At 72.3% G+C, this 12,222-nt stretch carries 13 protein-coding genes and 2 riboswitches; of the genes, 2 read left to right on the top strand and 11 right to left on the bottom strand.

The window, feature by feature from the left end:
• Positions 1–2: 2 nt before the first annotated feature.
• The 6 genes from gcvP to FJ658_RS07645 form a co-directional block, all read right to left on the bottom strand.
• On the bottom strand, positions 3–2,861 hold the full coding sequence (gene gcvP, locus FJ658_RS07670) for an aminomethyl-transferring glycine dehydrogenase (protein ID WP_370454777.1): 2,859 nt from the start codon (positions 2,859–2,861) through the stop codon (positions 3–5).
• 77 nt (positions 2,862–2,938) lie between these two features.
• A complete protein-coding gene (gene gcvH / locus FJ658_RS07665; RefSeq protein ID WP_141144761.1) occupies positions 2,939–3,301 on the bottom strand; it encodes a glycine cleavage system protein GcvH in 363 nt (120 codons plus the stop codon).
• A gap of 2 nt (positions 3,302–3,303) precedes the next feature.
• Positions 3,304–4,494 (bottom strand): glycine cleavage system aminomethyltransferase GcvT, encoded by a 1,191-nt coding sequence (gene gcvT / locus FJ658_RS07660; protein ID WP_141144760.1) that lies wholly within the window; start codon positions 4,492–4,494, stop codon positions 3,304–3,306.
• Positions 4,495–4,534: 40 nt separating this feature from the next.
• Positions 4,535–4,623, bottom strand: a riboswitch (glycine riboswitch).
• Positions 4,624–4,713, bottom strand: a riboswitch (glycine riboswitch).
• A 118-nt stretch (positions 4,714–4,831) separates the two neighbouring features.
• A complete protein-coding gene (locus tag FJ658_RS07655; protein WP_141144759.1) occupies positions 4,832–5,449 on the bottom strand; it encodes a hypothetical protein in 618 nt (205 codons plus the stop codon).
• Between the two features lie 96 nt (positions 5,450–5,545).
• Positions 5,546–6,070 carry a hypothetical protein gene (locus FJ658_RS07650; protein WP_141144758.1) on the bottom strand — a complete coding sequence of 175 codons (525 nt, stop codon included), beginning with the start codon at positions 6,068–6,070 and terminating at the stop codon, positions 5,546–5,548.
• A 106-nt stretch (positions 6,071–6,176) separates the two neighbouring features.
• Complete coding sequence (locus FJ658_RS07645) at positions 6,177–6,836, bottom strand: TetR/AcrR family transcriptional regulator (RefSeq protein WP_141144757.1); 660 nt, start codon at positions 6,834–6,836, stop codon at positions 6,177–6,179.
• A gap of 128 nt (positions 6,837–6,964) precedes the next feature.
• On the opposite strand from FJ658_RS07645, the gene FJ658_RS07640 reads away from it, so the two are divergent.
• Positions 6,965–7,948 carry an aldo/keto reductase gene (locus tag FJ658_RS07640; RefSeq protein WP_141144756.1) on the top strand — a complete coding sequence of 328 codons (984 nt, stop codon included), beginning with the start codon at positions 6,965–6,967 and terminating at the stop codon, positions 7,946–7,948.
• A 146-nt stretch (positions 7,949–8,094) separates the two neighbouring features.
• Here the strand turns inward: FJ658_RS07640 and FJ658_RS07635 are convergent, their stop codons facing one another.
• Positions 8,095–9,435 (bottom strand): heparan-alpha-glucosaminide N-acetyltransferase domain-containing protein, encoded by a 1,341-nt coding sequence (locus FJ658_RS07635; protein ID WP_141144755.1) that lies wholly within the window; start codon positions 9,433–9,435, stop codon positions 8,095–8,097.
• A gap of 165 nt (positions 9,436–9,600) precedes the next feature.
• On the opposite strand from FJ658_RS07635, the gene FJ658_RS16100 reads away from it, so the two are divergent.
• Positions 9,601–9,774: a hypothetical protein gene (locus tag FJ658_RS16100; protein WP_181408373.1), complete on the top strand. Its 174-nt coding sequence runs from the start codon at positions 9,601–9,603 to the stop codon at positions 9,772–9,774.
• Positions 9,775–9,828: 54 nt separating this feature from the next.
• On the opposite strand, the gene FJ658_RS07630 is transcribed toward FJ658_RS16100, so the two are convergent.
• From FJ658_RS07630 to ychF, 4 genes are all read right to left on the bottom strand, one after another.
• Complete coding sequence (locus FJ658_RS07630; RefSeq protein ID WP_141144754.1) at positions 9,829–10,146, bottom strand: HigA family addiction module antitoxin; 318 nt, start codon at positions 10,144–10,146, stop codon at positions 9,829–9,831.
• The gene (locus FJ658_RS07625; protein WP_141144753.1) at positions 10,133–10,414 is read right to left on the bottom strand and encodes a type II toxin-antitoxin system RelE/ParE family toxin; all 282 of its coding nucleotides are present in this window, start codon (positions 10,412–10,414) and stop codon (positions 10,133–10,135) included. The genes FJ658_RS07630 and FJ658_RS07625 overlap by 14 nt, the downstream gene beginning before the upstream one ends.
• Positions 10,415–10,529: 115 nt before the next feature.
• Positions 10,530–11,033, bottom strand: a complete 504-nt coding sequence (locus tag FJ658_RS07620; RefSeq protein WP_141144752.1) for a DUF1877 domain-containing protein — start codon at positions 11,031–11,033, stop codon at positions 10,530–10,532.
• A gap of 104 nt (positions 11,034–11,137) precedes the next feature.
• Positions 11,138–12,214, bottom strand: coding sequence for a redox-regulated ATPase YchF (gene ychF / locus FJ658_RS07615; RefSeq protein ID WP_141144751.1), 1,077 nt, complete (start codon positions 12,212–12,214; stop codon positions 11,138–11,140).
• Between the last annotated feature and the right edge of the window lie 8 nt (positions 12,215–12,222).

Genomic DNA, 12,222 nt, shown 5'->3' with positions numbered 1-12,222 from the left:
CCCTAGGCGAAGGCTTCGACCGGCGGGCACGCGCAGACGAGGTTGCGGTCGCCGTAGGCCTGGTCGATCCGGCGCACCGGCGGCCAGTACTTGCCGGCGATCAGCGAGTGCACCGGATAGACGGCGCGCTCGCGGTCGTAGGGGTGCGTCCACTCGCCGACGATCGCGCTCTCGGCGGAGTGCGGGGCGTTCACGAGGGGGTTGTCGTCCTTCGACCACTCCCCCGCGGCGACGGCGTCGGCCTCGGCCCGGATGGCGATCATGGCCTCGACGAAGCGGTCGAGCTCGGCGAGGTCCTCGCTCTCGGTCGGCTCGACCATGAGCGTGCCCGCGACGGGGAACGACATGGTCGGCGCGTGGAAGCCGTAGTCGATGAGCCGCTTGGCGACGTCGTCGACCGTGATGCCGGTGGCCTCGCGCAGCGGGCGCAGGTCGAGGATGCACTCGTGCGCGACGAGCCCGTTGTCGCCGGCGTAGAGCACGGGGAACGCGTCGCGCAGCCGCACGGCGACGTAGTTCGCCGCGAGCACGGCGGCGCCGGTGGCGCGCTTCAGCCCGTCGGCGCCCATCATGCGCACGTACGACCACGAGATCGGCAGGATGCTCGGGCTGCCGTACGGCGCCGCGCTGACGATGTTGTGGTGGTCGGGCAGAGATGCGCCGCCGCGGTCGATCGTGTCGCGCTGCTGCAGCGGGTGACCGGGCAGGAACGGCGCGAGGTGCGCCTTCGCCGCGACCGGGCCGACACCGGGACCACCGCCGCCGTGCGGGATGCAGAAGGTCTTGTGCAGGTTGAGGTGCGAGACGTCGCCGCCGAAATCGCCGAAGCGGGCGTAGCCGAGCAGGGCGTTGAGGTTCGCCCCGTCGACGTAGACCTGCCCGCCGGCCGCGTGCACCGCGTCCGTGATCGCGCGCACCTCGTGCTCGTAGACGCCGTGCGTCGACGGGTAGGTGATCATCAGCGCCGCGATCTCGTCGGCGTGCTGGGCGATCTTCGCGCGCAGGTCGTCGAGGTCGACGTCGCCGGTCTCGGTGCAGGCGACGACGACGACGCGCATGCCCGCGAGCACGGCGCTGGCGGCGTTGGTGCCGTGCGCGCTCGACGGGATGAGGCAGATCGTGCGCTGCGCATCCCCGCGGCTGAGGTGGTAGCCGCGGATCGCGAGGAGCCCGGCGAGCTCGCCCTGGCTGCCCGCGTTGGGCTGCAGCGAGACGCGGTCGTAGCCGGTGACGGCGGCGAGCCACGACTGCAGCTGCTCGATCAGCTCGAGCGAGCCGTGCACGTCGGCTTCGGGGGCGAAGGGATGCAGGTCGGCGAACTCGGGCCAGGTGACGGCGGCCATCTCGGTCGCCGCGTTGAGCTTCATCGTGCACGAGCCGAGCGGGATCATGCCGCGGTCGAGCGCGTAGTCCTTGTCGGCGAGGTGCTTGAGGTAGCGCATCATGCCGGTCTCGGAATGGTGCGTGTCGAAGACGGGATGCGTGAGGTACTCGCTCGTGCGCACGAGCTCGGCGGGCACGCTCACGAGCGCCGCCTTGACCGGCAGCGCCACCTCGGGGCGGCCGAGCGCCGCGCCGATCACGCGGGCGACGGTCGTCGCCTCGGCGTCGGTCGTGGTCTCGTCGACGCTGACCTGCAGCGTGAGGTCGTCGACGACGTGCACGAGGATGTCGAGGTCGCGCAGGTCGGCGGCGACGCGGTGCGCGATGCCCGGCACGTGCACCTGCACGGTGTCGAAGAACGAGCCGTGCACGACGGCGTCGCCGAGCGCGTCGGCGAGGCGCGTGGCCGTGCGATTGACGCGATGGGCGATCCGCTTGAGCCCCGCGGGGCCGTGGTACACGGCGTACATCGACGCCATGACGGCGAGCAGCACCTGCGCGGTGCAGATGTTGCTCGTTGCCTTCTCGCGCCGGATGTGCTGCTCGCGCGTCTGCAGCGACAGACGGTAGGCGGGGTGGCCGGCGGCGTCGAGCGAGACGCCGACCAGGCGGCCGGGCAGCTGGCGCTCGAGGCCCGCGCGCACAGCCATGAAGCCGGCGTGCGGTCCGCCGAAGCCCATCGGCACGCCGAAGCGCTGCGAGCTGCCGACGGCGACGTCGGCGCCGAGCTCGCCGGGCGCGGCGACGAGCGTCTGCGCCAGCAGGTCGGCGGCGGCGACGGCGATGCCGCCGCGCTCCTTGACGGCGGCGAACACGGCGCTCGGGTTCCACAGGCGTCCGGAGGCGCCCGGGTACTGCACGAAGACGCCGAAGACGTCGAGGTCGGCGTCGTCGAGCCCCGTGGCGCTCGAGCCGTCGCCGGCGGCCGCGGCGGCGTCCGCCAGGTCGGCGAAGCGCAGCTCGATGCCCACGGCCTCGGCGCGGTGCTGCAGCAGCGCGCGGGTCTGCGGCAGCACGTCGGCGTCGACCAGGAACGCGGTCGACGCGGACTTCGACGCGCGGCGCGCGAGCAGCATCCCCTCGACGACGGCGGTGCTCTCGTCGAGCATCGACGCGTTCGCGGTCGTGAGCCCGGTCAGGTCGGCGACCATCGTCTGGAAGTTGATGAGCGCCTCGAGGCGCCCCTGCGAGATCTCGGGCTGGTAGGGCGTGTAGGCCGTGTACCAGCTCGGGTTCTCGAGCACGTTGCGCTGGATCACCGAGGGCGTGACCGTGCCGTAGTAGCCGAGACCGATCATCGATCGGCGCACGGTGTTGCGGTCGGCGAGAGCGCGCAGCTCGGCGAGGGCCTCGCGCTCGGTGGCGGCGGGCGGCAGGGCCGCGGTGCCGTCGTTCTCGCCCGGCTGCAGGCGGATGCCGGAGGGCACCGCCGCATCCATCAGCGCGTCGACCGAGGCGTAGCCGACGGCGTCGAGCATGTGCTGCTCGGCGGCGCGGTCGAGGCCGATGTGGCGGTCGGCGAACAGCTCGCCCAGACGGGGGCCCGGCGCGGCGCTCACTCGGCGGTGAGCGCGGCGTACTCCTCCGCGCTGAGCAGGGTCGGCAGCTCGGTGAAGCGCACGCGGATCATCCAGCCCGCGCCGGTCGGGTCGGAGTTGACCAGCGACGGGTCGTCGATCACGGCCTGATTGGCCTCGACGACCTCGCCGTCGACGGGGGCGAAGAGCTCGCCGACCGACTTGGTCGACTCGATCTCGCCGACGATCGCGCCCGAGGCGAGGCTCGAGCCGGCGGCGGGCAGGTCGACGTAGACGACGTCGCCCAGCTTGTCGGCGGCGTAGGCGGTGATGCCGACGGTGGCGACGTCGCCGTCGACGGCGACCCACTCGTGCTCGGCGGTGTACTTGAGGTCGGACATGATCACTTCTTCCGTGAGTAGAAGGGCAGGGCGACGACGCGGGCCGGGATGCGGCTGCCGCGCACGTCGAGGTCGAGGGTCTGGCCGACGGCCGCGACGGCGGGGTCGACGAAGGCGAGGGCGATCGGGTGGCCGAGCGTGGGCGAGAGCGCCCCGCTCGTGATCTCGCCGACGGTCGCGTCGCCGTCGAGCACGGCGTAGCCTGCGCGTCCGGCGCGACGCCCCTCGGCGGCGAGGCCGACGAGCACGCGCGCATCGGCGGCCGGTCCGGCCCCGACGGCGGCGCGACCCACGAAGTCGGCGGTCTTGGTCTTCGGCGGCGCGATGCGCCCAAGTCCGGCCTGGGCGGGCTGGATGTCGAGCCCGAGCTCGTGGCCGTAGAGCGGCATCCCGGCCTCGAGGCGCAGCGTGTCGCGCGCGGCGAGGCCCGCGGGCACGAGGCCGAGCGGGGCGCCGGCGGTGAGCAGCGCATCCCAGAGCAGCGGCGCGGTCGCGGCGTCGACGTAGAGCTCGAAGCCGTCCTCGCCGGTGTAGCCGGTGCGGGCGACGAGCAGCGGCCGGCCCTGGAACGTCATGCCCATGCACGCGTAGTAGGGCAGGGTGTCGAGCGTGTGGCCGATCGCCTTCGCGTCGTCGTGCTCGAGCTCGTCGGTCGCGGCGAGGATCTCGCGGGCGACCGGCCCCTGCACCGCGATCAGCGCGAGCGCGTCGGTCGCGTCGGTCAGGGTCGCCTCGAAGCCGTGGATGCGCTCCCCCAGCGCCGTCGCGACGGCGTCGTGGTTGCCGGCGTTGGCGACGACCAGGTACTCGTCCTCGGCGTTGCGGTAGACGATCAGGTCATCGATCACGCCGCCGTCCTCGGCGAGGATCATCGTGTACTTCGCCCGCGAGACGGCGATGGCGCTGACGTCGGCGGCGAGGGCTGCATCCAGGAACGCCGCCGCCTGCGCGCCGCCGACGCCGAACTCGGCCATGTGCGAGATGTCGAAGAGGCCCGCCGCCTGACGCACGGCGTGGTGCTCGGCCAGGTCGGAGCCGTAGCGCAGCGGCATGTCCCAGCCGCCGAAGTCGGTGAAGCTGGCGCCGGCCGCGGTGGTCGCCGCGTGCAGCGGCGATCGGCGCAGCGCGGGAGCGGCGTCGGGGCCGGGGCCGTCGGGGGTGTCGCCGGATGCGGTGGGGTCGGTGTCGGTCATCGAGGAGTCCTCCGTGGAGCACGTGGGCCGTGGACGGGACTCCCCCTCTGTCATGGTGCCTGAGAGTTTCACGCCGGGTGGGCGCTTTCACCGTGGGCGGCCCACCGGGGTGGACGCTTTTCAGAGTGGCCTCGCGCGGCGGTGCTGTGACCTGAGAGATTGGCGGGGAGGCTTGCTCCTTCGGTGTCCGGTCGAGCCGGACTCTCCCGCCGCGCGTGCGGCCGATGTTCGATTTTCGCGGTCAGCCTAGCAAGCGGCTGTTACAGCGGTGTTGCAGCGCGGCGGTGTCGCGGCTCGGCGGTGACGCGGCTCGGCGGTGACGCGTGGTCGCGCGCCGTCAGTTCGTGACGCCGGCCGCGTAGAGGATCGAGAAGCCGACCGCCGGCGCCATCAGGATCACGCCGCCCGCGATCGCGAGTGCCGAGAAGAGGCGGTTGCGCGCGCTCTCGGCGCGGTGGAAGCCGAGGGCGCCGAAGCAGATGCCGAGCACCCAGAGCAGTCCGAACAGGGCCAGCGGACCGACCGCGGCCGTGTACTTGATCGCGTGGCCGAGGATCATCGCCGCGACGACGGGGACGCCGCCGAGGATCACCCAGCCGACCGCCGTGACGCCGATGAGCAGCGCGCCGACGATCGACATGACCGGAACCGGCTCGCGCTCGTCGACGACGGGGGCGCCGGTGGAGTCGATCACGATGCGCTCGACCACCGCATCCTCGCCGCGGTTCGCCTTCATGAGCAGGATCACGGCGCTGCCGCCGAGGATCACCGCCATGACGACCAGATCGATCGTGATGAGGGCGTTGAACAGGCCCTCGAGCGGCGAGCGGTAGGGGAAGCCCGCGGCCGAGCCCGCGTTCACGAGCGCGGCGGCGAAGGCGATGACGGCGACCAGCCCGAGCAGCAGAGGGCTGCGGCGCACGCGACGGCGCACGATCGGGAAGGGCACGGACACCCCGGAATCCTAGGCCGCGGTGCCTGGATGCTGGCCGGAAGCGAGCGGGATGCGCGGTGGATGCCCGGCTGGTCGCCCGGTCGCCGGCAGACCGGGCTAGTCGACCGAGCCGGGCAGCGGATGCGCGAGCAGCTCCGCGCGCTCGCGCAGGTAGGCGTCGAGCGGCACGGTCGCCGCACCGGGGGCCCAGCGCACGCGCACGCCGTCATCGGCCAGCACGAGCGGCCCCAGGTTCGGCTCGGCCGGCGTCAGCTCGGCCAGGTCGAGGGGAAGCGCATCCAGGTCGATCGTCTCGCCGTCGGGCACGCCGGCGGCCCGGGCCATGACCTTCACCTCGCGGCGCTGGTACGCGACGCTCGACTGCAGCGCCAAGTGCTTCGGATCGGCGGCGCGCACGCTCGCGCCGGTCGCGAAGAGGGCACCGGAGTCGTCGAGCAGCAGGACCCCGAGACGCCAGACGCGACCGCGCGGATGCAGCTGCGGCGAGCGCCGCACGCCGAGCACCCGGCGCGGTTCGACGATCTCGGCGCGCAGCTCGGTGCGGGCGTCCGCCTCGGCGAGAGTGCGCACGGTGCTCTCGATCGCGGCGCGCGCCGCCGCGATGCGCGGGTCGTCGCTCATTCGCAGCAGCCGATCTCGGCGGCCACCCGACGACACGGCTCGCACCACCAGACGCCGACGGCGGCTTCGGTCTCCCGGCCGCAGGCGGGGCAGGCGGGCGCGGCGGTCACGCGCGGATCCCCGCCAGCACCAGCTCGACCAGGCGACCCACCTGCGCGGGGTCCGCGGCATCCCGTGTGCTGAGGAACACCCCGACGAGCGCGGTCGTCACGTCGTCGGCGCGGGCGTCGTCGCGGATCTCCCCCGCATCCTTGCCCGCGCTCAGCAGGGCGTCGATGGATGCGGTCACCCGCGCGTGCGTGTTGGTCGGCGACAGCGCGCCCGCGTCGGCGGCCTCGCGCAGCGCCTCGGCCATCCCGCGCTTGGTGGAGAAGAACTCGGTGTAGCCGTCGAGCCAGCGACGCAGGGCGACGGCCGGCGGATGCTCGGCCAGCAGCGGCTCGACCGACGCCGTCAGCGCGTCGATACCGCTCTCGTGCACGGCGCTCACGAGTGACGAGCGGGTCGGGAAGTGCCGGTAGAGGGTTCCGATGCCCACGCCCGCGCGGCGGGCGATCGCCTCGAGCGAGGCGTCGGCGCCGCCCTCGGTGAACGCGGAGCGGGCGGCCTCGACGAGGGCGTCGCGGTTGCGCTGGGCGTCGGCGCGGCGGCGCGGGGTGGGGGGAGCGTCGGCGGTCGCGGCGGGTCGCGCGGTGGCCTGCGTCGCAACCGGGGCTGCCGTCGCCGAAGCTGCGGTCGCCGGATCGGCGGTCGTCGAGTCGACCATAAGCGGAGGCTCCTCCGATTGTGTTAGCGTGGCGTAAGCGGAGGTTCCTCCGTCTCGTCATCATCCCACGGATCCGTCCGTCACGCCCGGATCCGCACCCCTGCCCTCCCCTCTAGCGAAGGATCACGATGAACGACCGCACGACTCCCACCCCGACTCCCGACACCGACGCCGCGGCGCCGGCCCCCGCTGCGCCGGCCTCCGCTGCGCCGGCCGTCGCCCCCGGCGGACGCTTCGCCCTCGGCCCCCGCGAGGTCGCCCGCGTCGGCTACGGCGCCATGCAGCTCGGCGGCCTGCCCGGGCGCCCGCCCGTCTCCGACGCCGACGCGACCGCCGTGCTGCGTCGCGCGGTCGAACTCGGCGTCGACCACATCGACACGGCCCAGTTCTACGGCGACGGGGTCGCCAACCAGCGCATCCAGGCCGCCCTCGGCGACACCGCCGACGTCGCGATCGTCAGCAAGGTCGGCGCCGTGCACGTCGCCGACGCCGAGATGCCGCTCGCGGTCGCGCAGAAGCCGGCCGAGCTGCGAGCCCAGATCGAGCAGAACCTGCGCACGCTCGGCCGCGAGCGCCTCGATCTCGTCAACCTGCGTCGCGTCGACGCCGGCATCGGCATCCGCGCGACCGGCGACCAGCTCGTTCCGCTCGACGACCAGCTGGCCGAGCTCATCGCCCTGCGCGACGCAGGCACGATCGGCGCGATCGGACTCAGCAACGTGGATGCGGCGCAGCTGACCCAGGCGCTGCCCGCCGGCATCGCGCAGGTGCAGAACGCCTACAGCCTCGTGGCCCGCGGCGACGAGGACCTGCTCGCCCTCACCGTGCAGCACGGCATCGCGTGGGTGCCGTTCTTCCCGCTCGGCTCGGCGTTCCCCGGAGCGCCCAAGGTGGCCGAGCAGCCCGCGGTGCAGCGCGTCGCCGCCGCGATCGACGCGACGCCCGCGCAGGTCGGGCTCGCGTGGCTGCTCGCGCACGCCCCCAACGTGCTCCTGATCCCCGGCACGGTCGGCGTCGACCACCTCGAGCAGAACGTCGCGGCCGGCGCGGTCGCGCTGACCACCGAGCAGCTGGCCGAGCTCGACGGCGTCGCCGAGGGCATCCCCGCCTGAGCGGCGGCCGGTGTCGGAAACTCAGGCGTTGTGAAAGACGAGCGCCGTGGCCGCGGCTCGATGCCGCGCGCGGCATGCACTAACGCCTGAGTTTCCGACACCGCCGCGCGAGAGCGGCCGTGGCTGGCGATCCGCCGCGGCGGGTCTCAGCCGAGGCGCGCCGCCGCCCGCGCGACCAGGCTCGCGAACGCCTCGAGCGGACCCCGCCGCTTCAGCGCGGCCAGCACGACCCCGAGCAGCAGCGCGGCGACGATGTGCACGGCCCACGCCGACGCCCCCATGAGCCACCACGGGGTCGAGCCCATGCCGAAGCCGCCGTCGCCGGGCAGCCCGATCGCGCCGGTGATGATCATGGCGATCACCGCGGTCGCGAGCACGTGCAGCGTGTAGAGCGTGAGCGGCGCCGACCCGGCCGCGGCGATCGGCCGCAGCAGCAGCGGGATGCGCCGCGCGCGCTCGTCGACGGCGTTCAGCGAGCGCGCCGCCACCCGGCGTCGCCACAGCTCGCCGATCACGACCAGCAGTCCGATGAGCAGCAGCGCCGCGCCGGCGGTGCGCACGATGTCGCCCGTCGACCCGGTGTGCGGGGCCGCGTTGACGACCGCGATCCATCCGGAGTCGATCGGAACGCCGAAGCCGTCCTCCGACACGAGGTAGTCGGCTTCGTCGCGGCCGGCACCGCGCGCCATGAGCGCGGCGATCACCGCGGGGCGACTGACCAGATCGACCGTGACGGCGAGGGCGAGCATCCCGGCGCCGACGATCGCGACCCGGATGGCCGCGCGCAGGCGGTCGGGACTCAGCAGCGCCCGCGCCGCGAGCACGCCGATGAGCATGTAAACAAGCCAGGTCACGACCGGGTACATCCCCGTGAACGCGACGGAGCGCAGGAACTGCAGCGGGTCGGCGAAGCTGAGCTCGCCGAGCGTGTCGAGGTTCGCGGTGTCGTGCACGAAGACGTTGAGGTGGGGTCCGCCGATCACGAGCGCGGCGGCGATCGCGACGAGCGCCGGACCCGGCAGGTGGAGGAGCAGCGCCGTGACGATCATCCCGACGCCGTAGTAGACGAGCACGACCGCGACGAAGGTCGGCGTGAGCCCGAGTGCGACGCCGATGAGCGCCACCACGACGCCGCGCGCCGCGAGCGACAGCGAGGCGGCGAGCCGCTGCCCGCGCTCGACGTAGCCGCGCGTCGACAGCACCGCGCTCACCCCGCCGAGCACGGCGAACAGCGTCGACGGGAAGCCGCTGACGGCGACTGACAGCGCGCCGACGTAGCCGAGCGCGAGATGGTTGCCCATCATCCCGACGATCGCGATGAAGCGCGCCACATCGATCGCGACGAGCCGGCCCGTGGATGCGCGGCTCGTGCTCCGCGGAGGGACTGCAGCGTCACCGTGGCCGCCGGCGACGGACTCGCTCTGGCGTTCAGTCGCGGTGCGTGCCTCGTCGCCGATCGCGGTTCCGGTCTGCGCGCCGTCGCTCATGGTCCTCCTCCGCGCCGTGCGCCTCTCGCCCGCCGCTCCCCCAGCCTTCCGACCGCGGCCGCCGGGGCCGTCATCCTCGATGATGATCCTGATCGTCGGGCCGGAGGAGATGGGTGCGGGCAGGCCCTGTTGTCCGCCTCGGCGCAGCCTTCTAGCGTCGCCAGCATGGGTTCGAGATCCGAAGCAGAGCAGGCACTGGCCAACGCGATGGTCAACGCGAACAACACGATCACCTACGGCCAGCGCGTCGAAGCGCGCGACAAGGACCTGGGGTTGGCCGTGCAGTCGATCGGCTACGCGCTGCACGCCCTCGCACGGGCGCAGCAGGAGCAGCTCTAGGCCGCCGTCCCAGCGCTTCGCCGTCAGCGGCCCCGCCGCCTTCCGACGGAGCGGTCAGGCGACGCGGATCGGCACGATCGCCGCGATGTCTGCGGCGGCGCGGTCGTCGGCGACGTCGAGATCGTAGAGCGCCTGCAGGTTCAGCCAGAACGGCGCAGTCGTGCCGAAGTACTTGGCGAGCCGCAACGCGGTATCGGCCGAGATCGCACGCTTTCCGTGCACGATCTCATTGATCCGGCGCGGGGGCACTCCGATCGCGACAGCGAGCCGGTGCTGCGTGATGCCGAAGCCCTCGATGAAGTCCGCCATCAGGATCTCGCCGGGATGCACGGCAGCGAGTCGGCCGACGCTGCTCAGTTCAGTGGTAGTCAACGATCTCCACTCCCTCCGGTCCCGCCGCGGTCCACGCGAAGCAGATCCGCCACTGGTCATTGATCCTGATGCTGTATTGGCCCGCTCGGCCGCCGCGCAGTGTTTCGAGCCGGTTGCCCGGCGGGATGCGCAGATCGTCGAGCGTCTCGGCGGCACCGATCTGACGGAGCTTGCGCAGCGCCACCCGCTGGATCCGCGGGTCGAGCGACGGCACCGACTCGCGTCGCCACAGCCGTTCGGTGCGCGAATCGCCGAACGACTTGATCATGCGCACCCAACATAACGCGACGCGTTATTGACGCGCAACGTTATACGAGGGCGCGGGCGCTGTGAGCGACGGGCCGCCCACTCCGACGAACCTCGAGTACGGCATCGGACAACGGTCAGCCGATGAGGTAGACGAGCCCGCGACCATCCTCCGCGAGGCGGTCCACGAAGACACGCGCCCGGTGGAGATAGTCAGCAACGTAACGATCGTCTTCGCTCGATTCCGGTATGAGCGAGTGCTCGAGGCGCACCGCCTCATCCAGATCAACGAGATCCTTCTGGATCGGCGCGACCTCGTCCGGCGCGATCACGCTGACCCAGCTCTCCCATCCGTACTCGTGCATCGTGACCCGGCCAGCGAACAGCCGATGCGAATCGCGCGCGGGCCCACCTTGGACGCCCGACAACGTCAGGATCTGGAGCTCTCGCCACGCCTTGTCGAGGTAGAGCATGTCCCGTTCGGAGGACCGCTGTCGAAACGTGGCGGTCCCCATCGAGACGTGCGGCTCCATCCCCCACGCATCAGCGAGCGGGTCACTCGACAGGAAGCGGCGTGGTTCGGCGAAGACCTGCTCGGTCTGATCGGCATCGAATGCATACGCGTAGTAGCGGATTCCCATCCGTCGAGCGTGCCCGGAGCGATTAGCACGCCGGCGCGGATCCGGCATGAACCGAGAAAGCTGCTCGATTCCCCGCCCTGTGGAGGGACGCCGAGCGACGCGCCTCACACGTTGAAGCGGAACTCCACCACGTCGCCGTCCTGCATGACGTAGTCCTTGCCCTCGATGCGGGCCTTGCCGGCCGAGCGGGCGTCGGCGACCGAGCCGGCGGCGACGAGGTCGTCGAAGCCGATGACCTCGGCCTTGATGAAGCCCTTCTCGAAGTCGGTGTGGATCACGCCGGCGGCCTGCGGGGCCTTCCAGCCCTTGCCGATCGTCCAGGCGCGCGACTCCTTGGGGCCGGCGGTGAGGTAGGTCTGCAGGCCGAGCGTGTCGAAGCCGATGCGGGCCAGCTGGTCGAGGCCCGACTCGGTCTGGCCGGTGGAGGCGAGCAGCTCGGCGGCGTCCTCGGGGTCGAGGTCGATGAGCTCCGACTCGATCTTCGCGTCGAGGAAGACGGCGTGGGCGGGCGCGACAATCGCGGCCAGCGCATCCATCTTGGCGGCGTCGGTCAGGATGCCCTCGTCGACGTTGAAGACGTAGATGACGGGCTTCGCGGTGAGCAGGCCGAGCTCCTTGAGCAGCGGCAGCTCGATGCCCTTCGCCTGCGACAGCGGGGTGCCCTCGCCGAGCGCCTTCTGCGCCTCGACGGCCGCGGCGAGCACGGCCGGGTCGGCCTTCTTGCCGCGCACCTCCTTCTCGAGGCGCGTCACCGCCTTCTCGAGGGTCTGCAGGTCGGCGAGCATCAGCTCGGTGTTGATGGTCTCGAGGTCGCCCGATGGGTCGACCGCGCCGGCGACGTGCACGACGTCGTCGTCGGTGAAGGCGCGCACCACCTGGGCGATCGCGTCGGCCTCGCGGATGTTCGCCAGGAACTGGTTGCCCAGCCCCTCGCCCTCGCTCGCGCCCTTCACGATGCCGGCGATGTCGACGAACGACACGGTCGCGGGCACGATGCGCTCGCTCGAGAACACGTCGGAGAGCACGTTCAGCCGCTCATCCGGCAGGTTCACGATGCCGACGTTCGGCTCGATCGTCGCGAACGGGTAGTTCGCCGCGAGCACGGTGTTCTTGGTGAGGGCGTTGAAGAGGGTCGACTTGCCCACGTTGGGGAGTCCGACGATGCCGATGGTGAGAGCCACGGGAGGTC

It is taken from the genome of Schumannella sp. 10F1B-5-1, from assembly GCF_006517535.1.
Taxonomy (GTDB): Bacteria; Actinomycetota; Actinomycetes; order Actinomycetales; family Microbacteriaceae; genus Schumannella.
This window is presented reverse-complemented; position numbering and strand designations above follow the sequence as displayed.

Bases quoted from the DNA above. Each gene is read 5' to 3' on its own strand.
- gcvP (WP_370454777.1), bottom strand. From the start codon at position 2,861: ATGCTCGACGCCGTCGGCTACGCCTCGGTCGACGCGCTGATGGATGCG.
- gcvH (WP_141144761.1), bottom strand. From the start codon at position 3,301: ATGTCCGACCTCAAGTACACCGCCGAGCACGAGTGGGTCGCCGTCGAC.
- gcvT (WP_141144760.1), bottom strand. From the start codon at position 4,494: ATGACCGACACCGACCCCACCGCATCCGGCGACACCCCCGACGGCCCC.
- FJ658_RS07650 (WP_141144758.1), bottom strand. From the start codon at position 6,070: ATGAGCGACGACCCGCGCATCGCGGCGGCGCGCGCCGCGATCGAGAGC.
- FJ658_RS07645 (WP_141144757.1), bottom strand. From the start codon at position 6,836: ATGGTCGACTCGACGACCGCCGATCCGGCGACCGCAGCTTCGGCGACG.
- FJ658_RS07640 (WP_141144756.1), top strand. From the start codon at position 6,965: ATGAACGACCGCACGACTCCCACCCCGACTCCCGACACCGACGCCGCG.
- FJ658_RS07635 (WP_141144755.1), bottom strand. From the start codon at position 9,435: ATGAGCGACGGCGCGCAGACCGGAACCGCGATCGGCGACGAGGCACGC.
- FJ658_RS16100 (WP_181408373.1), top strand. From the start codon at position 9,601: ATGGGTTCGAGATCCGAAGCAGAGCAGGCACTGGCCAACGCGATGGTC.
- FJ658_RS07625 (WP_141144753.1), bottom strand. From the start codon at position 10,414: ATGATCAAGTCGTTCGGCGATTCGCGCACCGAACGGCTGTGGCGACGC.
- FJ658_RS07620 (WP_141144752.1), bottom strand. From the start codon at position 11,033: ATGGGAATCCGCTACTACGCGTATGCATTCGATGCCGATCAGACCGAG.